This window comes from Rhodococcus sp. BUPNP1 (assembly GCF_002215235.1).
Taxonomy (GTDB): Bacteria; Actinomycetota; Actinomycetes; order Mycobacteriales; family Mycobacteriaceae; genus Rhodococcus.
Window position 1 is genome coordinate 44,514 of record NZ_NERM01000006.1, and the last position, 25,041, is coordinate 69,554.

Genomic DNA, 25,041 nt, shown 5'->3' on the forward strand with positions numbered 1-25,041 from the left:
GCGGCCGGTTCCCCATAGACTGGTGTCGTGACCGAGTCTCCGATCGTGTCCGAAAGCGCCCTTCTCGCACTTCCCGGCGCAGTCGCCTCGCCTTCCGGCGGGCCCGATGCCGGACTCCCCTGGCATTACGGCGACCCCCTCGGCGAGCAACGTGCCGCCGCCACGTCGGCCGCCGTGGTCGACCGTTCCACCCGTTTCGTCATCGCCATCCTGGGCGACGAACGCCTGAGCTGGTTGCACACCATCTCCAGCCAGCACATCGCGTCGCTCCCGAACGGCACCTCCGCCGAGAACCTGAGTCTCGACGCGAACGGCCGCGTCGAGCACCACTTCGTGCAGACCGATCTCGACGGCGTGACGTGGATCGACACCGAGGCCGACCGCGGACCGGACCTGCTGGCCTTCCTGAAGAAGATGGTCTTCTGGGCGAAGGCCGAACCCCGCGACGGCAACGAACTCGCGGTCCTGAGCCTGCTGGGGCCGGATGCCGGCAGCCCCGCCGTGCTCGCAGCGCTCGGGATCGACGCGCTGCCGGCCGAGCCCTATGCCGCCGTCGCTCTGCCCGCCGGTGGCTTCGTCCGCCGCATGCCGTGGCCCACCGAGCACTCCTTCGATGTCCTGGTGCCGCGCGAGTCGCTCACCGCGATCTTCACCGCCCTGCGGGACGCCGGCGCGCGTCCGGCCGGCAGCTGGGCGTTCGAGGCCCTGCGCGTCGAAGCGGTCCGTCCCCGCATCGGTGTCGACACCGACGAGCGCACCATCCCCCACGAGGCCCGCTGGATCGGCGGACCCGAACAGTACGGCGCCGTCCACCTCGACAAGGGCTGCTACCGCGGTCAGGAGACCGTCGCGCGGGTCCACAACCTCGGCAAGCCCCCGCGACATCTCGTCCTGCTCCATCTCGACGGCTCGGCCGACGGACGCCCCGAGACGGGCGACGACATCACCGCCGGAGGTCGCGCGGTCGGACGCATCGGCACGATCGTCGACCATCACGAGCTCGGGCCGATCGCGCTCGCGCTCGTCAAGCGCACCATCACGCCCGACACGGCTCTCGTCGCAGGACCGTGCGCGGCGTCCATCGACCCCGACTCCATCCCTCCCGACGACGGCATCCAGGCAGGAAGGGCGGCGGTCGACCGATTGCGCGGCCGGTGACCGCCGAGACGGCCGGCACGCAGCCGGCGACCTCGGGGACCGTCGCAGCGGTCTGCGTCGTGCACACGCTGCACGAGACCGGACTGCGGCGTAATCCCGTCACCGCGATCGACAAGCGTCCCGTCGACGGGCCGGTGCACGTCGGCGAGCTCGGACTGACCGGCGACCGCCAGTGCGACACCGCCAACCACGGCGGCGTCTTCAAGGCCGTCTACGCCTTCTCGCAGGACGAGTCGCGTCGCTGGGGTTCCGAACTCGCCCGGGAGCTGCCCGTCGGCTGGTTCGGCGAGAATCTGCACGTCGCCGGGTTCTCCCCCACCGACGCCGTCATCGGCGAGCGGTGGCGCGTCGGCGACGGTGGTCTGCTCCTCGAGGTGACCGGCCCTCGCACCCCCTGCCGCACCTTCGCGATCCGTTCGGAGGAGGACGACTGGGCCACCCGGTTCGTCGCCCGCGGCGACTGCGGCGCGTACCTGAAGGTGATCTCCGAGGGACCGGTGGCCGCCGGCGACCGCATCGTCGTCGAGCACGTCCCCTCCCACGGGGCCACGGTGCGCGATCTGTTCACCGGACAGGGCCACGAGCGGGTCGCCGCGATGCTCGAGCAGCAGGCCGACATCGCTCCCAGCGTCGCCGACAAGGCCCACCGTCTCGTAGGACGGGCACGGAAGGGAGAGAGCGGTTGAGCGTCGAACTGGTCGAGGTGGTGCGCTCGGGCTTCCGGGAGTGCGTCCACCGCGGGTCGCTGATCGTCCTCGACCCGGACGGCGAGGTCATCGTCTCGCTCGGCGAGGTGCACACGCCGATCTACCCGCGGTCGTCGAACAAGCCGATGCAGGCGGTCGCGCTGCTGCGCGCCGGCTTCGTCCCACGCGACTCCGCGGAGCTCGCGATCGCCACGGCCTCGCACGAAGGTGAGTCCGACCACGTGGAGGCCGTCGAGCGCGTCCTGTCCGGTGCCGGCTTCACCGAGAAGGATCTCCGCTGTCCGACGGATCTGCCCGGCAACGAACTCGCGCGCGCCGAGGTGCTCGCCGCCGGACGCACGCCGCGGTCGATCTACATGAACTGCTCGGGCAAGCACGCGGCGATGCTCGCGGCGTGCGCGGCGAACGGCTGGGACACCGACGGCTACACCGACGCGGGACACCCGCTGCAGCAGCTGGTGACCGAGACGATCCTCGAACTGACCGGCGACATCGAGGACACCGATCTCGGCATCGACGGCTGCGGTCTGCCGATCGTGCCCGTCCCCCTGTTCAATCTCGCCCGCGCCTACTCGCGGCTCGCGACGGCGGAGACCGGCACGCCCGAGCGCGCCGTGGCCGACGCGGTGCGCGAACATCCGTTCCTGATCTCCGGCACCGGCAAGGACGACCTGAAGCTCATGCGCGCGGTGGGCGGTCTGCTGTGCAAGGCGGGCGCCGACGGGATCCACGCCGGCGCGCTGCCGGACGGCACGTCCTTCGCCTTCAAGATCGACGACGGGCACGAGCGGGCACGCCTCCCGCTCACCGCGGCCCTGCTCCATCGCCTCGGGGCGGGCGCCGCCGCGAACGCCGCGACCTTCGATTCCGAACGGCTGGCGGTGCTCTCGTCGGCGCCGGTGTTCGGTGGTGGCGTGCGAGTCGGCACCGTCCGGGCCGTCCCGGGGGTGTTCTGAAGGGCATCTTTATCACATTTCAACAGCATTCATGCAGGTCGGGTCGTTATGAGGCGTAACGGACACCGGCCCAGCCGGGTGTGTGGAGGCGCAACCGAAGTTTCCACGCTAAAGTGGGCGTCAGGAAAATACTCAACACACCGGGGCCGCCACTTTTCCCCAGGCCGCCCCGTCAAAGCGCGAGGGGGTTGGCCATGGGCCGCGGCCGGGCTAAGGCAAAGCAGACCAAGGTTGCACGGCAACTCAAGTACAGCTCGCCGTCCACCGACTTCGAGAGCCTCCAGCGAGAGCTGTCTGGCGGAGCAACCAACTCGCAGCGGGACGAAGTCTTCGCCGAGCAACGTTCCGGTTGGGACGACGACTACGACGACGACTGGCGTCGCTGACCTGATATCACTCTCCGACGGAGGGGGAGGCCGACTTTCGGCTCCCCCTCCGTCGGTGGTGTGGTCGGCGTTCGACGCGAGGCCGGACGGCGCTCGTCACCGTCCGTAGCCTTCGAGTCTGTGACTTCCGAGTTCACAACACGGCAGTGAGCCGAAAGGCCGGTTCCCCCATTCATCCTGGGGGAACCGGCCTTTCGTCGTGTTCGCGTCGGGCGACGCACGCCCGTCAGAAGCGCGGGTGGTCTCCGAGGAGCACCGCACGCTCGTCGGCGCCGTCCTGCGCCTTGCGGACCGTGCCGAGCGTCCAGCAGTCGATGTGCCGGGCGGTGAGCACCGCCAGAGCACGGTCGACGTCCTCGGGGGCCACGATGGCCACCATGCCGACGCCCATGTTGAAGGTCTTCTCCATCTCGACCCGCTCGACCCGTCCGCGCTGCGCGATGAGGCCGAAGACCGGAGCCGGACTCCAGGTGGTGCGGTCGAGCTCGGCGACGAGCCCCTTGGGCATCACGCGCGCGAGGTTCGCGGCGAGGCCGCCACCGGTGACGTGGCAGAAGGTACGCACCTCGGTCTCGGCGGCGAGCGCGAGGCAGTCCTTGGCGTAGATGCGGGTGGGTTCGAGCAGCTCCTCGCCGAGGGTGCGACCGAACTCGTCGACGTGCGCCGTCAGGCTCATCTTGCCGATGTCGAGCAGCACCTTGCGGGCGAGCGAGTAGCCGTTCGAGTGCAGACCGGAAGCGCCCATCGCGATGACGACGTCGCCGGGGCGCACGCGGTCGGGTCCGAGCAGCTTCTCGGCCTCGACGACACCCACGCCGGTCGCGGACAGGTCGTAGTCGTCGGCGGCCATGACGCCCGGATGCTCGGCGGTCTCGCCACCGAGCAGCGCGCAACCGGCCTGGACGCAGCCTTCGGCGATGCCGGCGACGATCTCCGCGACCCGCTCGGGCACGACGCGACCGACGGCGATGTAGTCCTGCAGGAACAGCGGCTCGGCGCCGCAGACCACGAGGTCGTCGACGACCATCGCGACGAGGTCGAGACCGACCGTGTCGTGCTTGTCGAGTGCCTGCGCCACCGCGAGCTTGGTGCCGACACCGTCGGTGGACGCCGCGAGCAGCGGCTCCTTGTATCCACCCTTGAGCGCGAACAGACCGGCGAACCCACCCAGGCCGCCCATGACCTCCGGGCGGGTGGCCTTCTTCGCGTGCGGGGCGAACAGTTCGACGGCTCGGTCACCGGCCTCGATGTCCACGCCCGCCGCGGCGTAGGAAGCTCCGGGGGTTGCGTCCTCGGTCATGAGTTGTCGGCTCCAGCCTCGAGTTGTGTCTTGTCGTGAAAAATCTGGCTACATGCGGGCAGGCACACCTGCGTCCGGGCATGCGAAACGCACGCCGAACCGTGCCGACCGCGGCACTTACGGTACCCGACCAGCTTCTACGGCCGACTGAGAACGTCCGCGTTGTCGTTGTCCAACACGGTCGGGGTGGCCGAATCGGTGTCGACGACGCCGTTGAGGACGTCCTTGCCCGCCTGATGCTCGCTGGGGAGCGCGATCGGGTAGTGGCCGTCGAAACATGCAGCGCACAAACGGGATGCGGGCTGCTCGGTGGCGCCGATCATGCCGTCGATCGAGATGTAACCGAGCGAGTCTGCGCCGATCGACCGGCGCACCATCTCGACCATCTCGTCGTAGTCGTGCCCCTCCTCGACGGTGTCGCGGGTGCCCGCGCCGTTGGCGATCAGCTCGGCCGGCGACGCGAAGTCGATGCCGTAGAAGCAGGGCCACTTGACCGGCGGCGAGGCGATGCGCACGTGGATCTCGAGGGCGCCGGCCTCGCGCAGCATGCGGATCAGGGCGCGCTGGGTGTTGCCGCGCACGATCGAGTCGTCGACGACGACGAGGCGCTTGCCGCGGATCACCTCGCGCAGCGGGTTGAGCTTGAGCCGGATACCGAGCTGGCGGATGGTCTGGCTGGGCTGGATGAAGGTGCGGCCGACGTAGGCGTTCTTCATCAGTCCCTGGCCGTAGGGCAGGCCGGAGCCCTGTGCGTAACCGACGGCGGCCGGGGTTCCCGACTCGGGCACCGGGATGACCAGATCGGCGTCGATCGGGTGTTCCTTCGCGAGCCGGCGGCCGATCTCCACGCGGGTCGCGTGCACGGAGCGACCGGCGATGGTCGAGTCGGGACGCGCGAGGTAGACGTACTCGAACACGCAGCCCTTGGGCTCGGGGTTCGCGAAGCGCGACGAGCGCACACCGTCCGCGTCGATCGCGAGCAGCTCGCCGGGCTCGATGTCGCGGACGAAGGATGCACCGACGATGTCGAGGGCGGCGGTCTCGCTGGCGACGACCCAGCCGCGGTCGAGGCGTCCGAGGCACAGCGGGCGGATGCCCCACGGGTCGCGGGCCGCGTAGAGGGTGTGCTCGTCCATGAAGGTCAGGCAGAACGCGCCGCGCAGCTGCGGGAGCAGCTCCATCGCGGCCTCTTCGATCGTGCTGTTCTTCGCGCCGTGGGCGAGCAGCGCACCGACGGTGTCGGAGTCGGAGTTCGCCGCACCGGGCCGCGTGGGATCGAGCACACCGAGACGGCGTCCGCGTTCGGCGAGTTCGGCGGTGTTGACGAGGTTGCCGTTGTGGCCGAGCGCGACGCCCGAGCCGGCGGCGGTGGTGCGGAAGATCGGCTGCGCGTTCTCCCAGGTCGTGGACCCGGTGGTGGAGTAGCGGCAGTGGCCGATCGCGATGTGGCCGGTCATCGCGGCGAGCGTCTGCTCGTCGAAGACCTGGCTGACGAGACCGAGATCCTTGAAGACGAGCACCTGCGAACCGTCGGCCACGGCGATGCCCGCAGCTTCCTGTCCGCGGTGCTGCAGCGCATAGAGACCGTAATACGTGAGCTTCGACACGTCCTCACCGGGAGCCCACACTCCGAACACTCCGCACTCTTCGCGGGGTTCGTTCTCGGGTTCGGTGGAGGCGAGAAGATTACGTGTGTGGACCGACAGATCGGCACTGGTCACGGACGTGCTCCCTGAGGCTGGACAAGCGGGGCTCCCCCCATTCTACGGCCAGCGCCGGGTGCTCCCTCCCGGACGCCCGGTGTGGGCCCCGGTAAACGTCAGAGTCGGGCGATCGGGAGCAGCCGTCCGATCTCCGCTGCGCGCCCACCCGATGCCTCCACCGCACCCGAGTCCACGGCCCCGTCGAAATCGATGCTGCCGACCACCAGACGCAGCCACGTCCGCGGATCGGTCTCGACGACGTTGGGCGGTGTCCCTCGCGTGTGGCGAGGGCCCTCGATGCACTGGACGGCCACGAACGGCGGCACCCGCACCTCCACGCTCGATCCCGGCGCGATCTGTTCGAGGGTGCGGGCACTGAGCCGGACGGCGGCGGCGAGATCGGGGCGTGGCGGCTTCTCGTCGCTCTCCCCCGTCACCCATAGACCCACCCGTTCGAGGGCTGCGCGCAGTTCGGCGGGGTCGACGGGTTTCCGGGGTGCCATGGCAGCACAGCCTAACGAGGTGGGCGCGTCGCGATGCCGACCGCGACGGCACCGCCGGCGTTGATCGCCAGGTGCAGGAGCATCGGCGCGACGACACTGCCGGTCCGTCGTCGCAGTTCATCGAACACCACCCCGCTCAGGGCGGTGAGCGCGACGGTTCCGGGCACCGAGTCCCCGGCGTGCCGGGCGGGAACGACGTGCCAGAGCCCGAAGGCGACCGAGGTCAGCACCCGGTGCCACCTCCGTGACGCGCGGCGGGTCAGGGCGTACAGAACCGATCGGAACAGCAGTTCCTCGGCCAGGACCGTCCCGAAGGGGATGTGTACGAAGACCCACTCGGTGTGGTCGGCGCGTCGCGCTCCGTCGGCCATCCGCCGTCGTACGGGTGGGACGGCGAGCATCACCGTGTAGGCCGCGACCGGCAGGACCGCCGACGCGGTCCCCCACCGCAGGCCCTTCCCTGCTCTGCGCCAGCCGAGCTCGGCTGCGGAGACACCGGCCGCGCGGGTGGCCGCGGCGAGCGCGACACCGAAGCCGGCGTTCGCGGCGGCCCTGCCGCGCGGACCGAGATCCATCGCCGGGAGGACGAGGGTGTTCCACGCGACCAGCGCGGCGGCGCATCCCGCAGCGGTGCAGCTCACGGCGGTGCCGCTCACAGCGGTGACTCGCGAGGTCACTTCTCGGGTCCGTCGTCCTCGGCGAACGCCTCGAGGGCGATGCGCACCCGCTCGGTGTCGTTCTCGGTCCAGCCCTCGGGCTGGGTGATCTCGATCCATCCCTCGAGCACCGCCGACCCGTAGTTGTGGCCGTGTCCGTCGGGCACGCCGGCAGCGTTGGTGAGGTCGGCGGAGACCTGCCAGAAGGTGACGAAGGGGAACCACCGCATCTGCGGCAGCCGGTCGCGTCCGGGCGGCTCCGACAGCCAGTCGGGGCGGGAGAACAACAGGTCCGGCGACCACCAGACGACGGGATCCGAGGCGTGCTGGATGTAGAGCACGCGGGGCGACAGCCACGGTGTGTCGGGCTCGTGGATCGCCTCCCGGCTGTCGGCGAAGCGCACGACGAGACCGTCCGCGTACACCGGCTGCACCTCGGTCGTGCCGGGATCGCGGCGTTCGACGAGCTGCCGCCACAGACGGTTGGAGTTGGGCGGGCCCACCCACAGCACCCCGTCCATCTGGGCGCGGATCTCGGCGAGACTGTCGAAGGCACCCTCCCCCGACTGCGTGCCGAGGCTCTCGCCGTAGAGGAACAGGTCGGGGCGGTCGTCCTCGGGCAGCTGCGACCAGCGTTCGTGCACCCGCTCGACCAGCATCTTGCCTGCGGCAGCGGCCTTCTCCCGGTCGGCGAGGAAGGAGATCCAGCTCGGCAGGTAGGAGTACTGCCAGGCCACCATCGCCAGGTCGCCGTTGTGGACGAGTTCCATCGCGCGGGCCGCGGTGGGATTGACCCAGCCGGTGCCGGTGGTGGGGATGAGGACGAGAGTGGAACGGTCGAAGGCACCGGTCCGCTCGAGTTCCGCGAGAACGAGGTCGATGCGTTCTTCCGGTGTGGGTGCGGTGTCGAGCCCGACGTACACCCGGATCGGTTCCGGTGCGGGACTGCCGTTGACGGCGGTCAGTTCCTCGGCGTCGAGTCCTCGCGAGACGAAGTTGCGGCCCTCGAACCCAAGCGTCTCCCACGCCGCGAGGGATTCGGGGCTGCCGGACTTCGCGGGATCGACCGGTTGGATCGCGCCGGGACGGGTGGTGTCGTCCTGCAGACCGAACGCCTGGTTGACGATGGCGTAGGTGCCGCGGATGAGCACGCCGTCGATGAGCATGAAGGTCGCGAGGACCACGACCAGAACACCCAGCGTGCGGGCGAGACCGAGCGGCATCCGGGTGCGGCGCATGAGCAGCATCGACACCCAGCGGACGATGTCGCGCAGCCCGCGCCACAGGGCGATGAGAGCGGCGGCGACCGCGACGCTCAGCACGATGGTGCGCAGATATCCCGAGGTCGTGGTGCCCTCGACACCCATGAGCGCGGCGAGCTGACGTTGCTCGCCGGCGGAGAGCACGAGTGCGACGAGCGACGCGAGAGCGGCCGCGACCGGAACCGCGACCTTGATGGCACGCAGCACCGGCAGCGGCGGCGGCCACCACCGTCGCCCGGGAAGCAGGAAGCGCGCCACGGCCCAGCCGACGACGCATCCGACGCCGTACCCGATCGCGGCGTTGATGCCGCCGATCAGGCCCTGGAAGAGCCAGTCGCGCGGGAGCAGCGACGGCGTCAGCGACCAGCAGAAGAACAGCGCCGCGAAGGCGACGCCCGTGAAGTCCAGGCTGAGCCACCCCCACACCCGTGCGGTGAGGGGGTGGCGCTCACCGAAGTCGGTGACCGCGGCGATGATCCGGCCCTGCCGGGCCTCGAACGCCGCCAGCCGATCGACCTGGGTGGCCGGCACGGTTACCCGAACAGGGCAGGCAGGGTCCCTTCCCACACCTCGCGCAGCTCGGTCATGGGGATCGAGAACAGGCCCTGGACCTCGACGGAGTCGGATCCCTCGTCGACGACACCGATGCGCACCCACGGCATGTTGCGTGCGGTGCACATACCGGTGAAGCGCGACTCCTCGGTGCGCGGCACGGCCACGAGCACGCGGCCGGCCGACTCGGAGAACAGCGTCACGAACGGATCGGCGTCCTCGGGGATCAGCACGCGGCAGCCGGTCTCGCCCGCGAGTGCGGCCTCGACGACGGCCTGCGCGAGACCACCCTCGGACAGGTCGTGCGCGGCGGAGATCAGGCCGTCGCGCGAACCCGCGGTGAGGATCTCCGACAGCAGTCGCTCACGGTCGAGATCGACCTTCGGCGGGACACCACCGAGGTGGTCGTGCTCGACCTGCGCCCAGATGGAGCCGTCGAACTCGTCGCGGGTCTCACCGAGCAAGATCAGCGTCTCGCCCGGCTCGAGGCCGATGCCGGTGGGGATGCGGCGGTGCACATCGTCGATCACACCGAGCACCGCGACGACCGGGGTCGGCAGGATCGCGGTGGCGCCGGTCTGGTTGTAGAAGCTGACGTTGCCGCCGGTGACGGGGATGCCGAGCTTCGCGCAGCCGTCCGCGAGGCCGCGCACGGCCTGCTGGAACTGCCACATCACGCCGGGATCCTCGGGCGAACCGAAGTTCAGGCAGTTCGAGACGGCCTTCGGCGTCGAGCCGGTGGCGGCGACGTTGCGGTAGGCCTCGGCGAGGGCGAGCTGGGCGCCCGCATACGGATCGAGCTGCGTGTAGCGGCCCGAGGCGTCGGTCGCGAGCGCGATGCCGCGGCCGGTCTCCTCGTCGATGCGGACCACACCGGCGTCGGCGTTCTCGGCGAGCACCGTGTTGCCGCGGACGTAGCGGTCGTACTGCTCGGTGATCCACTTGCGGCTGCACAGCGCCGGCGACGCGAGCATCTTCAGCAGCGTCGCGCGCAGCTCGTCGGCGGTCTCCGGACGCTTCAGGCCCGCGGTGGTGTTCGCGATCAGCGCGTCCTGCGAGGCCGGGCGCTCGACGGGGCGCTCGTAGACCGGGCCCTCGTGCGCGACCGTGCGCGGCGGCACGTCGACGACGGTCTCGCCGTGCCAGTCGATGACGAGGCGGTCGCCGTCGGTGACCTCACCGATGACGGTGGCCAGGACGTCCCACTTCTTGCAGACGTCCATGAAGGCGTCGACGTTGTCGGGCGTGACGACGGCGCACATGCGTTCCTGCGACTCCGAGGACAGCACCTCGGCCGGGGTCATGCCCTTCGCGCGCGTCGGGACACGCTCGAGGTCGATGTGCATGCCACCGTCGCCGGCGGCGGCGAGCTCGGAGGTCGCGCAGGACAGACCGGCACCGCCGAGGTCCTGGATGCCGACGACGAGCTTCTCGCGGTAGAGGTCGAGGCAGCACTCGATGAGCACCTTCTCGGTGAAGGGGTCGCCCACCTGCACGCTCGGGAGCTTCTTGGGGCGGCCACCGGCGCTGTCGTCGAAGGTCTCGGAGGCGAGGACGGACACGCCGCCGATGCCGTCGAGTCCGGTGCGCGCGCCGAACAGGATGACCTTGTTGCCCGTGCCGGAAGCGTGCGCGAGGTGCAGGTCCTCCACGCGCATCGCACCCGCGCACAGCGCGTTCACGAGCGGGTTGCCCTGGTAGGAGGCGTCGAAGACGGTCTCGCCGCCGACGTTGGGCAGGCCCAGGGAATTGCCGTAGCCGCCGACACCGCGCACGACACCGTCGACGACGCGACGGGTGTCGGGGTGATCGGCTGCGCCGAAGCGGAGCTGGTCCATCACGGCGATCGGGCGGGCGCCCATGGCCATGATGTCGCGGACGATGCCGCCCACGCCGGTCGCGGCGCCCTGGTACGGCTCGATGTAGGACGGGTGGTTGTGCGACTCGACCTTGAAGGTGACGGCCCAGCCGTCGCCGATGTCGACGACGCCGGCGTTCTCACCGATGCCCGCGAGCATCGATTCGCGCATCTCGTCGGTGGTGGTCTCGCCGAAGTAGCGCAGGTGCACCTTCGACGACTTGTACGAGCAGTGCTCGGACCACATCACCGAGTACATGGCGAGTTCGGCGTCGGTGGGGCGACGGCCCAGGATCTCCTTGATCCGGGTGTACTCGTCTTCCTTCAGACCCAGCTCCCGATAGGGCTGAGCGGCGTCGGGGGTTTCGGCGGCGTGGGAGACGGTATCCACGTGCGGTGACACTGGGCGTCGGGTCCCTTCACTCTGGGATCGAAAACGGCAGGCCGGGCGGGAACTGCCGCGGATCAGTCTATCGCTGCGCAGGCGCGACGGGGTTCACCGGTGCGGGCACGAGCTCCGACGGTGTGACGGCCACCTCGGTGCCCAGCGCATCGAGGGTGACGGTGCCCGAGTGCTCCCCGTCGAATCGGTACCACCCGTCGACGAGCGTGAAGGTGGCGATCACCGGCGGTCCGCCGAGATCGACGATCCAGTACTGCAGGACGCCGGCCTCCGCGTATTCGGAGAACTTCGTGACCCGGTCGGTGCGGGCCGTGCCGTCGACGGTGACCTCCACGACCAGCTTCACCTCGGAGATCGGTGCCCGATCCGGGTCGGCGTCGACGAGGGAGCGTCCCACGACGATCACGTCGGGGCACCGCACCGTCAGCGGCTTCTCCGCGACCAGCACCTCGACGCCGCCGAGCGCGCACCATTCGTCGGGCAGCTTCTCGTCGAGGAGCAACGCCAGGGTCACCGCGGCGTGATCGTGCGCCGCTCCCGGCGCCGGCGCGGCGACGAGGACGCCCTCGCACACCTCCACGTGGTGCCCGTCGGATTCGGGCAGGGCCGACCACTCGGCGAGGGACAGCAGATGATCGGGGTAGGACGGGACGTCCACTGCATTCCCCCGTTCTCTCCGACCGGACACGACCGTCTTCAGTGTGTCACCGGCGGGTGCTTCGGGGCGGGCGAACGCGGTCACGATGCCGGGGTCAGGAAAGCGGTCAGGGCCTGCGCATAGCTCGCCACGTCGTCCGCGCCCATGAACTCGCGCGCCGAGTGCATAGCGAGCTGCGGGGCTCCGATGTCGACGGTCGTGATGCCGGTCCTCGACGCGGTGATCGGACCGATCGTCGAGCCGCACGGCAGGTCGGCGCGGTGCACGTACCGTTGCAGCGGGACCCCCGCCTGCTCGCAGGCCAGCGCGAAGGCCCCGGCGCCGGTCGCGTCGCTCGCGTACCGCAGGTTCTGGTTCACCTTCAGGACCGGTCCGCCGTTCACCGCGATGCGGTGGGCGGGTTCGTGCCGCTCGGGGTAGTTGGGGTGCGTGGCGTGCGCCATGTCACCCGACGCGACGATCGAGCCGGCGCGGGCGCGGAGGAACTCCTCGCGCCCACCGCCCCGGAGCAGGACGATCCGTTCGATGACGGTGTTGAGCAGTTCCGAGAAGGCGCCGCGGTCGGACATGCTGCCGACCTCCTCGTGGTCGAACAGGGCGAGGAGCGGCATCGGGCCACCGTGCGCAGCGACGTGTTCCGCGGCGTCGAGCAGGGCGTGCAGCCCGGCGTAGCAGGTGCCCTGGTTGTCGAGACGCGGTGCGCTGACCAGGTCGCGGCCCGGCCCGACGACCGCGCTCGGCGCCAGGTCGTGGGTCATCAGCTCCCAGCCGAGCACCGCGCCCGGATCGATCCCGTGCTGCTCGGCGACCCACGCGATGAACGAGCGCGGTTCGGTGCCGACACCCCAGACAGCGTTGACGTGGCGCTGCGGGTCGAGCTGGACGCCCTTGCGGTCCTCGGACAGGTGGATGGCGAGCTGCGGGACCCGCAGGACCGGCGCGTCGACGCGGACGAGGACGTCCTCGGTCGTCTCCCCCGCGCGCACGGTGAAACGGCCGGAGATCCCGAGGTCGCGGTCGAGCCACGAGTTGAGCCACGCACCGCCGTACGGTTCGAGCCCCACCATCCGCCAGCCCGCCGACGTGAGATCGGGATGCTGCTTGACCCGCAGGTTGGGGCTGTCGGTGTGCCCGCCGACGATGCGGAAGGGCGCGGCCGGATCGTCGGCGACACCCTCGGTGCTCCACGCGATCAGCGACCCGCCGCGCACCAGGAAGAAGCGTCCCGGCTCGGAGGGCCAGGCCTGCTGCTCGTGCAGTTCGACGAAGCCCGCCTCGGTCAGCGCCGCGGCGACGGTGGCGCAGACGTGGAACGGCGACGGCGACAGGTCGACGAAATTACAGAGACCCCGAGCATCGGCACGCGTGGAAGACATGACTGCATCTTCGCATCACGGACAGTCTCGGTGCTGAACGAAAGAGCCGCGCCGCTCCCCTCGTACCGAGTGTCAGTGGCCCTCGGCGACGCAGAACAGGTTGCCCTCGGGGTCGGCGAGCGTCACCCAGCGGAAGTCGTCTCCCATGTTCTCGCGATGGACCTCCTTCGCGCCGGCCTGCACGAAGCGCTCGACCTCGGCGTCGAGATCGGGGGCCGTGAGATCGAGGTGCACGCGGTTCTTCCCGGGCGTCGGATCGGACACCTTCTGGAAACCGAGCCTGATGCCCTGCGGCAGGGCGACGATGAAGAACCAGCCGTCGTTCTCCTGCTCGATGCGGCCGCCCGTACGCTCGGCCCACCACGTCGCGATCGGAGCCGGGTCGGTGGTGTCGAAGGTGATCATCGCGATGGTCGCTGTCATGGCGCGACGGTACCGCCGGGGACCGACACGCAACGCCCGTCGACGGACAGGCCCGATTTGGGTAGTCCTACTCAGGACAGGACGATTCGGCTCCGGCAGACTGATCCGCGATGTCGCGCATGGGGGATGACGACGACATCGCGCCCGGGACTTGATCGGGGGGTCGAGCTCCGGGTTGTAGGGACGAGGGATTCCGCAGCCGATCGGGACGGTCGCGGGGTCCCTCGTTCCGTCTCTCCTGTTCCGGGACTTCGGGTTCGGAGAATTCCTCGAGCCCGCCGGAACGAGCGAAGCCCCCACGACCGGGAGGGTCGATGGGGGCTTCGGCGGAAATTCCGGTCAGGCGGTCACGCGTTGACGACCGCGTCCAGCACGCTGTAGAACATGCCGAGTCCGTCGTCGCTGGGGCCGGTGAGCGCCTCGGTGGCGTGCTCGGGGTGCGGCATGAGACCGACGACCCGGCCGTTCGCCGACGAGATGCCGGCGATGCCGCGCTGCGAACCGTTCGGGTTGTCGCCCGCGAAGCGGAACACCACGCGACCTTCACCCTCGAGCTCGTCGAGCACCTTCTCCGATGCCTGGTAGCGGCCCTCACCCGACTTGAGCGGGATGAGGATCTCGGCGCCGGCCTCGTAGCGCGAGGTCCACGCGGTGGTGTTCGACTCGACCTTCAGCCACTCGTCGCGGCAGACGAAGTGCAGACCGGCGTTGCGGGTGAGCGCGCCCGGCAGCAGACCCGCCTCGCACAGCACCTGGAAGCCGTTGCAGATGCCGAGGACGGGCATGCCCTTCTGCGCGGCCTCGACGACCTTGCCCATCACCGGCGCAAACCGAGCGATGGCACCGCAGCGCAGGTAGTCGCCGTAGGAGAAGCCGCCGGGCACGATCACCGCGTCGACTCCCTTGAGATCGGCGTCCCCGTGCCACAGGCTCACGGCCTCACCACCGGCGAGCTTCACCGCGCGGGAGGCGTCGACGTCGTCGAGCGTGCCCGGGAAGGTGATGACTCCGATGCGTGCGCTCATGCGTCACCGTCGATCCGCCGGATGGCCCAGTCCTCGATCACCGTGTTGGCGAGCAACGACTCGGCGATCTTCTCGAGCTCCTCGTCGCCGACGCTGCCGTCGACCTCGAGCTCGAAACGCTTGCCCTGACGGACGTCGGTCACGCCCGCGAAGCCCAGCCGCGACAGCGCCCCAGTGATGGCCTGACCCTGGGGGTCGAGAATCTCGGCTTTGGGCATGACTTCGACGACGACACGCGCCACGTGCTGCTCCTCGGTAGTAGTGCTGGCGCCCGGGGACGGACACCGGACATCCAGCAGTTTACCGGCCGTGGCCACCGGGACGGGCATCGGCCGAGGTCCCGCTCGTGCGAGACCTGTCACGCCCGTTCAACGCCGCTCGGCAGCAACGAGTTCGCGCACGCGGGGCGCGACCTCACCGGCGAAACGTTCGAGGTCGGACCGCTCGTCGCTGCCGAGGACGAAGGTGCTGGTCCCGTGCCGCAGGGTCAGCTCGGCGAGCTGTTCGGCCCACACCTCGGGCGGCCCGTGCAGGAACGACCCGTCGGCGGTGTCCGCGAAGGTGCCGGAGATGTTGTAGAGCCGGCGGATCGCGGCGGGATCACGCCCCGCACGGTGCGCGGCCTCGTCGACGTGGGCGCTCATCTCCCCCAGCTTCTCGGGCCCGGCGGCGAACGAACTCGGCAGCCATCCGTCGGCGAAGCGGCCGGTGACGTCGAGCATCCGCTTGCCGTAGGCGCCGAGCCAGATGCCGAGATCGTGCGCGGGGAACGGCCCCCGCTTCGCGCCGGTCAGCCGGTAGTACGTGCCGTCGACCCGGGCCGCGCCCTTCTCGTCCGACCACAGGGCTCGGATCACCTCGATCGCCTCGATCAGTGCGTCGACCGCTTCACCGGGGCTGCGGTGCGGTCCGCCGTTCGCGGCGACAGCGTCCCAGAAGGCACCCGACCCGAGACCCAGTTCGACGCGACCCCCACTGAGCCGGTCCAGCGAGGCCGCGCTCCGCGCGAGGATCACCGGTCCGCGCAGGGGCAGGTTCGCCACGTTGGGCGCGACCGTCACGGTCGTGGTGCGCGCCGCGATCCAGCCGAGCAACGTCCAGGTGTCGAGGAATCGCGGCTGGTAGGGGTGGTCCTGGATCGTCACCAGGTCGAGTCCGGCACGCTCCGACACCGTGGCGAGGTCGACGACGCCCGCCGGGTCGGCGGCGGAGGGCGTGAGGAAGCTGCCGAAGCGGAGTTCCTGTCCGTAGTCGGTCATCGGGCTCCTTCCGACGGCATACTCGACGGCATGCAACTGACCCATTTCGGCCATTCCTGCATCCTCGTCGAACACCTCGGCGCGAAGCTCCTTTTCGACCCCGGAAATTTCTCCCACGGGTTCGAGGGCATCACCGGACTCGACGCGATCCTCGTGACCCATCAGCATCCCGACCACGCCGACACCACCCGGCTGCCCGCGCTCCTCGAGGCCAATCCCGGAGCGCAGCTGTTCTCCGACCCGCAGTCGGCGAATCTGCTCGACGGCGACTGGACCGCGGTGCGTCCCGGCGACTCGTTCTCGGTCGGTTCGCTGACCGTGCGCGGCACCGGCGGACGGCACGCGGTGATCCACCCCGACATGCCCGTCATCGACAACACGGCCTTCCTCGTCGGCGACGACGAGAATCCGTCGCAGCTGCTGCACCCCGGCGACTCGCTGTACATCCCGCACGAGCGCGTCGACGTGCTGGCCCTGCCGTCGACCGCGCCGTGGCTCAAGATCTGGGAGGCGATCGACTACCTGCGTGCGGTGAACCCGCGGGTCGCCGTGCCGATCCATCAGGGCATCGTCAACGACAACGGTCGCGGCATCTTCTACGGCCGGTACAGCGAGATGGCGCCGGAGGGCACAGAGTTCCGCGTGCTGCCGCACGAGGACGGCGTCGAGGTCTGACGCTGTGGAGCGCGAAACGGTCGTCGTCGCGGGATGTTTCGCGCTCTTACGACCGTTTCGCGCTCTGCTGTGGCAGTAGACGCCGACGGGAGGTTCAGCGGGCGGCGGCGCGACCTGCCGCCCGGCCCGAGAAGATGCATCCGCCGAGGAAGGTGCCCTCGAGCGACCGGTAGCCGTGGACGCCGCCACCACCGAAGCCGGCGACCTCACCGGCCGCGAAGAGGCCGTCGAAGACCGACCCGTCCGACCGCAGCACGCGCGAGGACAGGTCGGTCTCGAGCCCGCCGAGCGTCTTGCGGGTGAGCAGGTGCAGCTTCACGGCGATGAGCGGGCCGGCCTTCGGGTCGAGAATCCGGTGCGGCGCCGCGATGCGGACGACGCGATCGGGTGCGTAGGCGCGCGCCGAGCGCACCGCCGCGACCTGCAGGTCCTTGGTGTACTTGTTGTCCATCTCGCGGTCGCGGGCCTCGACCACCGAACGCACCTGTTCGTAGTCGAGCGGTGCCTCGGGGGTGAGTTCGTTCATGCCCGCGACGAGATCGGCGAGCGTGTCGCGGACGACGAAGTCGACCCCGCGTTCCTTGAAGGCCTCGACCGGTCCGGGTGCACCCGACTTGACCCGCTGCAGCAGCGAGCGGAGGCTGCGCCCGGTGAGGTCGGGATTCTGCTCGGAACCGGAGAGCCCGAATTCCTTCTCGATGATCTTCTGGTCGAGCACGAACCAGGTGTGGTCGTAGCCCGTGCTCACGATGTACTCGAGGGTGCCGAGCGTGTCGAAGCCGGGGAACAACGGCACCGGCAACCGCTTGCCAGTGGCGTCGAGCCACAGCGACGACGGGCCGGGCAGGATGCGGATGCCGTGCTCGGGCCACACCGGGTCGTAGTTGGTGATGCCCTCGGTGTAGTGCCACATGCGGTCGCGGTTGACGATGTTCCCGCCGGCCTTCTCGGTGATCTCGAGCATCCGGCCGTCGACGTGCGCGGGCACACCGCTGAGCATGTGCTTCGGCGGCTCCCCCATCCGCTTCGGCCAGTTCTTCTTCACGAGGTCGTAGTTGCCGCCGATACCGCCGGAGGTGACGATGACGGCTCCGGCGGAGAACTCGAAGTCCCCGACGACGGTGCGGGAGGACGCCACGCCGCGCGCCGCGTCGGTGGGCTCGAGGATCGCTCCGCGCACCCCGGTGGCGGCTCCGTCGGTGACGACGAGTTCGTCGACCCGGTGGCGGTGCTTCAGCGTGACGAGACCGCGTTCGACGCCTTCGCGGAGCTTGCGCTCGAAGATCTCGACGAGGCCCGGACCGGTGCCCCAGGTGATGTGGAATCGCGGGACCGAGTTGCCGTGCCCCGCAGCGTCGTATCCGCCGCGTTCGGCCCAGTTGACCATCGGGAAGATCTTCAGCCCGCGCTGCTTGAGCCAGGCGTGCTTCTCCCCCGCGGCGAACTCGACGTAGGCCTGGGCCCAGCGCCGCGGCCAGCGGTCCTCGATCTCGCGGTCGAAGCCGGCGGTGCCCATCCAGTCCTGCAGGGCGAGTTCGTAGGAATCCTTGATCCCGAGTCGTCGCTGTTCGGGACTGTCGACGAAGAACAACCCGCCGAACGACCAGAAGGCCTGCCCGCCAATGTTGTTCGAGTTCTCCTGCTCCACCAGCAGAACCTTGCGACCGGCGTCGATCAGTTCACCGACCGCCACGAGCCCCGCGAGTCCCGCCCCCACCACGATCACGTCAGCGTCCATGGCCGCCAACATTACCGAGCGGATGCGGCGACCGGGAGCACCGGCGGGCCCGGCGGGATCACGCCACGCGGTTGTTCGACGGACGCGGCCGCCAGGCGTGGACGGTCGGTTCGGCACCGTGGTGCAGTGCGAGGTCGACGGCGTCGAGGATCGCCTGCCGGGGTCCGGACTGGGCGAGCCGGGGAGCGGCGATCGCCAGACGCAGCAATTCCCTGCGCCGCGCCGTCCGCGACGCGCCCATCACCATCGCGCGGCAACGCCACACGTCCGACCCCGCACCGTCACCGAGGCCGTACACCCGCGCCTTCGTCACGGTGCCCGTCACCAAATCGTGGATGCCGACGTGGTCCGCCATCATCCGGAAACCGACCTGCGGAAGTGCTGCCACTGCGCCCGGCGACGCGCGCCATCGCGGTGGTGCGAACAGCCGGGTGCGGAGTCCGGTCTCCTCGAGCACGCGGTCGGCGGCGAGCAGGCGCAGGCGCGCCTCGTGTTCGGGCAGCGTCGCGAACTCGGCGCGACGTCGCTTCGTCGCCGCCTGGTCGTAACCGTGCAACACGATCGCGTCGCCACCCTCGCGCCGTTCGAGCAGCCACTCCTGCGTCGCCGGATCCCGCGCGAGGCGGTAGTGGTCCTTCAGACGGGGAGCGACGAACAGCGACAACGGCACTCCGCGCGCGTCGGTCTCGCGGGCGAAGGCGTCCACGAGGTCGCGCGTGACGTCCCGGATCCCCGACACCGACACGATCATCCGTCCGCCCATGACCCCGAGCCTGCTGCACCCGGGTGAACGGCGTCCTGCCCTGCCGGGAAATCCGGATGAAGACTCGGTCCGGAGATCCGCATCCCGTTCATCGGGACCGTGTCGACGGCCACACGGGGCCGGGCATACCGTCCGGGCGTGGCAGTCCCGAACCAGACCTATACGCGCCTTCTCTCCCCCGGCACCATCGGGCCGATCACGCTGGACAACCGCGTGGTGATGCCCGCCATGGACATGAACCTCTGTGAGGACGGGGAGATCGAGCAGGGCGACATCGATCATTTCGTCGCCCGCGCGGCCGGAGGCACCGGGCTGATCGTCACAGGGTGCTGCGCGGTCGCTTATCCGGCGGGATGCACCAGCACGAAGGAGCCCGGCCTGTCCGAGGACCGGTTCGTCCCCGGGCTCCGCGCGCTGGCCGACGCCGTCCACGAGGCCGGCAGCAAGCTGTGCGTGCAGATGGTGCACCACGGCAAGGTCGCCCGCATCGACACCCTGCAGGGCCGGCCGCAGCTCGTGCCGAGCATCCCGAAGCCGCCGAGCGACATGAGCGCCATGGCCGAGTGCACGCCCGCGGAACTGCAGCGCATGGCGTCGATCCAGGGTGGTGCGCGGGCCACCTACAACGAGGCCTCCGAGAGCGACATCGAATGGCTGATCCGGATGTTCGCCGAGGCCGCAGGCCGGGTCGCCGCCGCCGGAGCGGACGCCGTCGAGATCCACGCCGCCCACAACTACGTGCTCGGCGCCTTCCTCAGCCGCTACACGAACCAGCGCACCGACGAATACGGCGGGTCGCTGGAGAACCGGGCCCGGCTGACCTGCGAGGTGATCCGCGCGGTCAAGGCCGAGGTCGGCGACCGCCTCGCCGTCATCGTGCGCCTGGCAGGGCAGGAATACGGTGAGACGGACGGCCTGACCGTCGAGGAATCCGCCGCGGCCGCAGTGCTGTTCGAGCAGGCCGGCGCCGACGCCCTCCACGTCACAGGCACCGCGCTCAACGCGTTCGCGAACTTCACCGACGGTCCGTTGCCGGACAAGATCGGCTTCTACACCTCCGACGCCGCGGTCATCAAGCGTGCGGTGTCGATCCCCGTCATCACCGTCGGCCGCATGCTGCCGGAGGTCGGCGAGCGGATGATCGCCGAGGGCGTCACCGACTTCGTCGCGATGGGACGTCAGTTGCTGGCCGATCCCGCGCTCGTCACCAAGCTGGAGCAGGGACGCAGCGAACAGATCCGCCCGTGCATCAACTGCTACGTGTGCGTGCAGGAGAACTTCTGGGACGCCACGCCCATCTGTGCGGTCAATCCGGCGCTGGGCAACGAGACGCTCGTGCCGTTCGTCCGCACTGCGACGCCGAAGCACGTCGTCGTGGTGGGTGCCGGTCCGGGCGGTCTCGAGGCGGCGCGGGTCGCCACCGAGCGCGGGCACCGCGTCACCGTCCTGGACAAGACCGACCGGCTGGGCGGGACCCTGTGGTTCTCGACCCTCACCACCCCCGACAACGAGCGGCTGCTGAAATGGCTGACGGCCGAGGTCACCCGCCTCGCCATCGACGTGCGGCTCGGCACCGAGGCCACCGCCGCATCGATCCGCGCCCTGGAGCCGGACGTGGTGGTCGTCGCGACGGGCGCCGTGCGGGAACGTCCCACCGTGCCGGGCGGGGACCTTCCGCACGTGCACACCGGCGACAGCATGCGTGCGCTCATGACGGGTGCGGGCGACGTCTCCGATCAGTCCCCGGTGCTGCGGGTGATGGGCCGGGTAGGCAGGCTCGCCGGTATCACCACCAGCCCTCGGAGGATCCGCGATCTGAGCCGGCGGTTCCTGCGTTTCCTGCCGATGGCGAAGGACGTCGTCGTGATCGGCGGGTCGCTCGTCGGTCTGGAGCTGGCCGAGTTCATGGCCGAACGCGGCAGCCGGGTGACGCTGCTCGCCGAAGGTCAGCAGCTCGGGGTGCCGATGGCAATGCCGCGCCGGTGGACCGCTGTCAAGCACGCGCGCGAGGTGGGCGTCGAGGTGCACCGCAATGCGACCGTTCAGCGCATCACGCGGGAGACGGTGGAGTTCACGGTGGGTGGGGAGACGAAGTCGGTGCGCGCTCGCACGGTGGTCGTCGCATCCGGGGTGTCGGCGGCGGCGCCGCTTGCCGACGAGCTGGCCGGCTCGGGTGTCGACGTCCGCGTCGTCGGAGATGCGGGTCGGGTCGACTACATCGAGGGCGCCATCCACAGTGCCTGGAAGGTGGCAACCGACCTGTGAGAGCAGTAGGTGGCAACCGACCTGTGAGAGCAGTAGGTGGCAACCGACCTGTGAGAGCAGTAGGTGGCAACCGACCTGTGAGAGCAGTAGGTGGCAACCGACCTGTGAAGCGGCAGGTGGCGGCCGGCTCGTGCACTCACGAACCGGCCGCCACCCGTCGGATCAGGCCTCCCGGTCACCCGGCGCCGCGAACCTGTCGCGGTGCACGGCCTCCTCGAGCGGGCGACCCTTGCGCCAGCCGAACCGTTCGAGGTCGGGGATTTCCTGGAGTCGCGTGACCGGGCCGACGCACAGCCACGCGATGGGACGCACGGGTGCGCTCACTCCGACGAAGTCGGCGAGGAAGTCCTCCTCGTAGAACGACACCCATCCCACGCCGAGTCCCTCGGCGGTCGCGGCGAGCCACAGGTTCTGGATCGCCAGCACGGCCGAGAACAGGCCGGATTCGTCGATGGTGTGCCGGCCGAGGATGTGCTTGCCGCCGCGTTCGGGGTCGTAGGTGACGACGACGCCGGTCCCCGATTCGACGATGCCTTCGATCTTGATGGGGTCGAAGGTGCTCTTTCGGTCCTCGGGGAGCGAGTCGGCGAACGCCTGCCGGCAACCGGCGACGTGCTCGGCGAACTCCTTCAGTCGCTGTTCGTCCTGCACGACGACGAAGTCCCAGGGCTGGGTGTTGCCGACACTGGGTGCGTGGTGGGCGGCCCGCAGGATGCGCATCAGCGTGTCCTCGTCGAGCCGTTCCCCGTTGAATTCTGCACGGACGTCGCGACGCATGCGGATGATGTCGTACAGCGCGTCCCGCGCTTCTGTGCCGAACATGTCAGGCCGGCAGGATCTCTTCGAGGGCGTCGAGGATCTCGGGCGCATCCGGTTCCGTGCGGGGACGGAAGCGCGCGGCGACCGTGCCGTCGGGGGCGATGAGGAACTTCTCGAAGTTCCACTGGATGTCGCCGGCCTCGCCGGAGGCGTCCGGGTGCTTGGTGAGCTCGGCGTAGAGCGGATGCCGGTTCTCGCCGTTGACCTCGATCTTCTCGAGCAACGGGAAGGTCACGCCGTAGGTGGCGGAGCAGAACTCCTGGATCTCCTCCGGTGTGCCGGGCTCCTGACCCATGAACTGGTTGCACGGCACGCCCACGACGAACAGTCCGCGGTCGCGGTATTCCTGCGCGAGCTTCTCGAGCGCCGCGTACTGCGGGGTCAGGCCGCACTTGGACGCGACGTTCACGACGAGAACCGCGTGGCCCTCGTACGCGCCGAGGTTCGTGGGTTCACCCGAGAGGGTGTTGATCGGGATGTCCTGGAGAGGCGTGGTCATGCTTCCAAACTATCGTGTGCCCGATCACTCCCCCGAACATCGGCGTGCTACATCTTCTCCCCCGGCAGTTCGGCGGCCTGCCGGACCCACTTCCGGACCTTGTCCTCGTCGAGGTCCTCGAGCCGGCGGATGTCGTGATAGCGCATCTCGGGATGCTTGGACCCCTTCTCCGGCAGCGGGTCGAGCGAACTCCCCCTGAAGAAACTCAGCTGCACGTAGTTCGTGAAGCAGCGGAACGTGAGGAACCAGCTGTCGTCGGCGGTGCCGTAGAGCGGCTGATTCCACTTCACGGCGTTGTGGACGTCGGGAACTTCCTCGAGGATCAGCTCGTCGAGGCGTCGGCCGATGTCGTGCTTCCACTCGGGCATCGCCGCGATGTAGGCCTCGACCGGTTCCCTGCCCATCCCCTTCGGGATCTGGGGGTTGCCACCCGACAACAGCTTGGGTCCGGTGCCCTTCTCGGACTCGCTCATGAGGTTTCCCCTCCTTGTCCCGGCACGGGAGCACCCGCCGGGAACCCTTCTGCGATGTAGGACTCGTAGACCGGCCGCCAGGCCTCCGAGTCGGTCTCCTGCGACGGCGGTTCGCCTGCCAGCAGGGCGTCGAACTCGTCGAGGCAGACCGTCCAGCCTGCGGCGACCATCGCGGCGGTCTCCCGGTCGCCGAGGACGTTGACGAAGACGAACAGGCAGCCCTGCGGCGTCGGGTTCAGTGTGAACCCCAGTTCGTCGCCCTCCCACGTGTAGGACAGGCTGTCCCGTGGCTCGCACGCCAGGATCGTGCCCTTCGTGGGCTCGGCGCCGGGCTCGTCGGTGAAGGTGATCGTGCCGCCTTCACGGAGTTCGATGTCGACGGCGGCGGGGAACCATCGGGAGAGTTCGGCCGGGTCGGTCACCGCGCTCCACAGGCGTTCCTGCGGATACGGGTACTCCCGCTCGAAGCGGATCGCGGGGCGGCCTTCGACATCGACGAATCGAGCTCGGTTCTTCACAGCGACTCCCGAAGTTGTGCGGTTGAAGAGCGTTGCGTGGCTTCTTCCCCGAACTATGCCGCATCCCTCCGACAGGAGGGTGCGATCAGGAGACCCGGTCGAACTCGTCCTCGATGTCCCCGCTACGGCTCGAGCACCACCTCTGTCGGAGGCCGCGGTGACATAGCAGGATCGAACCGACCACCGCAGCCATCAGGAGAACGTCCATGCGCATCGCCAACCTCGACAACCGAGCCGTCCTCGTCGTCGGTGACCCCGGCAACGAGCGGGGCATCGACATCGCCACCGCGTCCGACGGCCGGTTCGGACCCGACCTCGCCTCGATCTACGAGTCGTGGGACGAGGTGCGGGCGTGGGCGGCGGACGCGGACGTCACCGACCACGCTGCGATCGACCGTGCCCGGCTCGGCGCCCCTTCCCCCGCACCCCGTCAGGTCTTCGCGGTCGGGTTGAACTACGACGACCACGCCGCCGAATCGGGCTTCGAGGCGCCCACACATCTGCCCCCGGTGTTCACCAAGTACGTCTCGGCGTTCACCGGCCCCGACTCCGAGGTCACGATTCCGGACGGCGGCAACGTCGACTGGGAGATCGAACTCGTCGCCGTCATCGGTCGGGAGGCACGCGACGTCGACGCAGCAGACGCCTGGTCGTACGTCGCGGGCCTGACGGCGGGGCAGGACATCTCCGAACGCGTCGCCCAGATGCGCGGACCGGCGCCCCAGTTCGGTCTCGCCAAGTCCTATCCGGGCTTCGCTCCGCAGGGTCCGTGGCTCGTCACCCCCGACGAGTTCGCCGACCCGGACGATCTGGAACTGGGATGCACGATCGACGGCGAGGAGGTCCAGAAAGGCCGTACGCGGGAGATGATCTTCTCCGTGCCCGCGCTGGTCGCCGAGCTGTCGCGCAACGTCACCCTGTATCCGGGCGACGTGATCTTCACCGGCACACCCGCGGGTGTGGGCATGGGCCGCGACCCGCAGCGCTACCTGCGCGCCGGTGAGCGGCTCGACAGCTGGATCGACGGCATCGGCGAACTGCACCAGCGTTTCATCGCCGCCCGCGCGTAGTCGCTACAGAAATGGCTGTCCGCTACGGAAATTTCC

25 protein-coding genes are annotated in these 25,041 nt (G+C 69.6%); 7 read left to right on the forward strand and 18 right to left on the reverse strand.

Annotated elements, in window-relative coordinates:
* Window positions 1-27 precede the first annotated feature (27 nt).
* The 4 genes from B9C99_RS07830 (at window position 28) to B9C99_RS07845 (ending at window position 3,207) form a co-directional block, all read left to right on the forward strand.
* Entirely contained in the window at window positions 28-1,158 is a 1,131-nt protein-coding gene (locus B9C99_RS07830; protein ID WP_088897483.1) for a folate-binding protein YgfZ, read from the forward strand.
* The gene (locus tag B9C99_RS07835) at window positions 1,155-1,844 is read left to right on the forward strand and encodes an MOSC domain-containing protein (RefSeq protein WP_088897484.1); all 690 of its coding nucleotides are present in this window, start codon (window positions 1,155-1,157) and stop codon (window positions 1,842-1,844) included. Before B9C99_RS07830 ends, B9C99_RS07835 begins: the two co-directional genes overlap by 4 nt.
* Window positions 1,841-2,821 carry an asparaginase gene (locus B9C99_RS07840; RefSeq protein WP_088897485.1) on the forward strand — a complete coding sequence of 327 codons (981 nt, stop codon included), beginning with the start codon at window positions 1,841-1,843 and terminating at the stop codon, window positions 2,819-2,821. The genes B9C99_RS07835 and B9C99_RS07840 overlap by 4 nt, the downstream gene beginning before the upstream one ends.
* 194 nt (window positions 2,822-3,015) lie before the next feature.
* Window positions 3,016-3,207 carry a DUF3073 domain-containing protein gene (locus B9C99_RS07845; protein ID WP_006551813.1) on the forward strand — a complete coding sequence of 64 codons (192 nt, stop codon included), beginning with the start codon at window positions 3,016-3,018 and terminating at the stop codon, window positions 3,205-3,207.
* Window positions 3,208-3,433: 226 nt separating this feature from the next.
* Here the strand turns inward: B9C99_RS07845 and purM are convergent, their stop codons facing one another.
* From purM to B9C99_RS07905, 12 genes are all read right to left on the reverse strand, one after another.
* Window positions 3,434-4,507, reverse strand: a complete 1,074-nt coding sequence (gene purM / locus B9C99_RS07850) for a phosphoribosylformylglycinamidine cyclo-ligase (RefSeq protein ID WP_059384269.1) — start codon at window positions 4,505-4,507, stop codon at window positions 3,434-3,436.
* Between the two features lie 137 nt (window positions 4,508-4,644).
* Window positions 4,645-6,228, reverse strand: a complete 1,584-nt coding sequence (gene purF, locus B9C99_RS07855; protein ID WP_016695605.1) for an amidophosphoribosyltransferase — start codon at window positions 6,226-6,228, stop codon at window positions 4,645-4,647.
* Window positions 6,229-6,326: 98 nt separating this feature from the next.
* A complete protein-coding gene (locus B9C99_RS07860) occupies window positions 6,327-6,713 on the reverse strand; it encodes a sterol carrier family protein (protein ID WP_088897486.1) in 387 nt (128 codons plus the stop codon).
* An 11-nt stretch (window positions 6,714-6,724) separates the two neighbouring features.
* A complete protein-coding gene (locus B9C99_RS07865) occupies window positions 6,725-7,390 on the reverse strand; it encodes a CPBP family intramembrane glutamic endopeptidase (protein WP_088897487.1) in 666 nt (221 codons plus the stop codon).
* Window positions 7,387-9,162 (reverse strand): alpha/beta-hydrolase family protein, encoded by a 1,776-nt coding sequence (locus B9C99_RS07870; protein ID WP_088897488.1) that lies wholly within the window; start codon window positions 9,160-9,162, stop codon window positions 7,387-7,389. Before B9C99_RS07870 ends, B9C99_RS07865 begins: the two co-directional genes overlap by 4 nt.
* Window positions 9,163-9,164: 2 nt before the next feature.
* A complete protein-coding gene (gene purL / locus B9C99_RS07875; RefSeq protein WP_088897489.1) occupies window positions 9,165-11,444 on the reverse strand; it encodes a phosphoribosylformylglycinamidine synthase subunit PurL in 2,280 nt (759 codons plus the stop codon).
* A 67-nt stretch (window positions 11,445-11,511) separates the two neighbouring features.
* Window positions 11,512-12,102: a Uma2 family endonuclease gene (locus B9C99_RS07880; RefSeq protein WP_088897490.1), complete on the reverse strand. Its 591-nt coding sequence runs from the start codon at window positions 12,100-12,102 to the stop codon at window positions 11,512-11,514.
* A gap of 80 nt (window positions 12,103-12,182) precedes the next feature.
* Window positions 12,183-13,478: a M18 family aminopeptidase gene (locus B9C99_RS07885; RefSeq protein ID WP_088897491.1), complete on the reverse strand. Its 1,296-nt coding sequence runs from the start codon at window positions 13,476-13,478 to the stop codon at window positions 12,183-12,185.
* A 72-nt stretch (window positions 13,479-13,550) separates the two neighbouring features.
* Window positions 13,551-13,901 carry a VOC family protein gene (locus B9C99_RS07890; RefSeq protein ID WP_064061098.1) on the reverse strand — a complete coding sequence of 117 codons (351 nt, stop codon included), beginning with the start codon at window positions 13,899-13,901 and terminating at the stop codon, window positions 13,551-13,553.
* 347 nt (window positions 13,902-14,248) lie between these two features.
* Window positions 14,249-14,926 (reverse strand): phosphoribosylformylglycinamidine synthase subunit PurQ, encoded by a 678-nt coding sequence (purQ, locus tag B9C99_RS07895; RefSeq protein WP_006551823.1) that lies wholly within the window; start codon window positions 14,924-14,926, stop codon window positions 14,249-14,251.
* On the reverse strand, window positions 14,923-15,168 hold the full coding sequence (gene purS, locus B9C99_RS07900; RefSeq protein WP_006551824.1) for a phosphoribosylformylglycinamidine synthase subunit PurS: 246 nt from the start codon (window positions 15,166-15,168) through the stop codon (window positions 14,923-14,925). Before purS ends, purQ begins: the two co-directional genes overlap by 4 nt.
* A gap of 126 nt (window positions 15,169-15,294) precedes the next feature.
* Complete coding sequence (locus B9C99_RS07905) at window positions 15,295-16,185, reverse strand: LLM class flavin-dependent oxidoreductase (protein WP_088897492.1); 891 nt, start codon at window positions 16,183-16,185, stop codon at window positions 15,295-15,297.
* 30 nt (window positions 16,186-16,215) lie between these two features.
* Between B9C99_RS07905 and B9C99_RS07910 the strand changes: the two genes are divergently transcribed.
* Window positions 16,216-16,860: an MBL fold metallo-hydrolase gene (locus tag B9C99_RS07910; RefSeq protein ID WP_088897493.1), complete on the forward strand. Its 645-nt coding sequence runs from the start codon at window positions 16,216-16,218 to the stop codon at window positions 16,858-16,860.
* A gap of 94 nt (window positions 16,861-16,954) precedes the next feature.
* Here B9C99_RS07910 and B9C99_RS07915 read toward each other — a convergent pair whose 3' ends face one another.
* Window positions 16,955-18,598, reverse strand: a complete 1,644-nt coding sequence (locus B9C99_RS07915; protein WP_088897494.1) for an FAD-binding dehydrogenase — start codon at window positions 18,596-18,598, stop codon at window positions 16,955-16,957.
* A gap of 58 nt (window positions 18,599-18,656) precedes the next feature.
* Window positions 18,657-19,361 carry a DUF2334 domain-containing protein gene (locus B9C99_RS07920; RefSeq protein WP_088897495.1) on the reverse strand — a complete coding sequence of 235 codons (705 nt, stop codon included), beginning with the start codon at window positions 19,359-19,361 and terminating at the stop codon, window positions 18,657-18,659.
* Between the two features lie 138 nt (window positions 19,362-19,499).
* On the opposite strand from B9C99_RS07920, the gene B9C99_RS07925 reads away from it, so the two are divergent.
* Complete coding sequence (locus B9C99_RS07925) at window positions 19,500-21,626, forward strand: FAD-dependent oxidoreductase (protein WP_088897496.1); 2,127 nt, start codon at window positions 19,500-19,502, stop codon at window positions 21,624-21,626.
* A 162-nt stretch (window positions 21,627-21,788) separates the two neighbouring features.
* Here B9C99_RS07925 and bluB read toward each other — a convergent pair whose 3' ends face one another.
* From bluB to B9C99_RS07945, 4 genes are read right to left on the reverse strand one after another with little or no spacing between them, the layout of a single operon-like run.
* Window positions 21,789-22,448 (reverse strand): 5,6-dimethylbenzimidazole synthase, encoded by a 660-nt coding sequence (bluB, locus tag B9C99_RS07930; protein ID WP_085469192.1) that lies wholly within the window; start codon window positions 22,446-22,448, stop codon window positions 21,789-21,791.
* 1 nt (window position 22,449) lies between these two features.
* Complete coding sequence (locus B9C99_RS07935; RefSeq protein ID WP_088897497.1) at window positions 22,450-22,944, reverse strand: glutathione peroxidase; 495 nt, start codon at window positions 22,942-22,944, stop codon at window positions 22,450-22,452.
* Between the two features lie 47 nt (window positions 22,945-22,991).
* The gene (locus B9C99_RS07940; protein ID WP_088897498.1) at window positions 22,992-23,417 is read right to left on the reverse strand and encodes a DUF1801 domain-containing protein; all 426 of its coding nucleotides are present in this window, start codon (window positions 23,415-23,417) and stop codon (window positions 22,992-22,994) included.
* The gene (locus tag B9C99_RS07945) at window positions 23,414-23,935 is read right to left on the reverse strand and encodes an SRPBCC family protein (RefSeq protein WP_088897499.1); all 522 of its coding nucleotides are present in this window, start codon (window positions 23,933-23,935) and stop codon (window positions 23,414-23,416) included. The genes B9C99_RS07940 and B9C99_RS07945 overlap by 4 nt, the downstream gene beginning before the upstream one ends.
* A gap of 206 nt (window positions 23,936-24,141) precedes the next feature.
* Between B9C99_RS07945 and B9C99_RS07950 the strand changes: the two genes are divergently transcribed.
* Window positions 24,142-25,005 carry a fumarylacetoacetate hydrolase family protein gene (locus B9C99_RS07950; protein ID WP_088897500.1) on the forward strand — a complete coding sequence of 288 codons (864 nt, stop codon included), beginning with the start codon at window positions 24,142-24,144 and terminating at the stop codon, window positions 25,003-25,005.
* The last annotated feature ends 36 nt before the right edge of the window (window positions 25,006-25,041 follow it).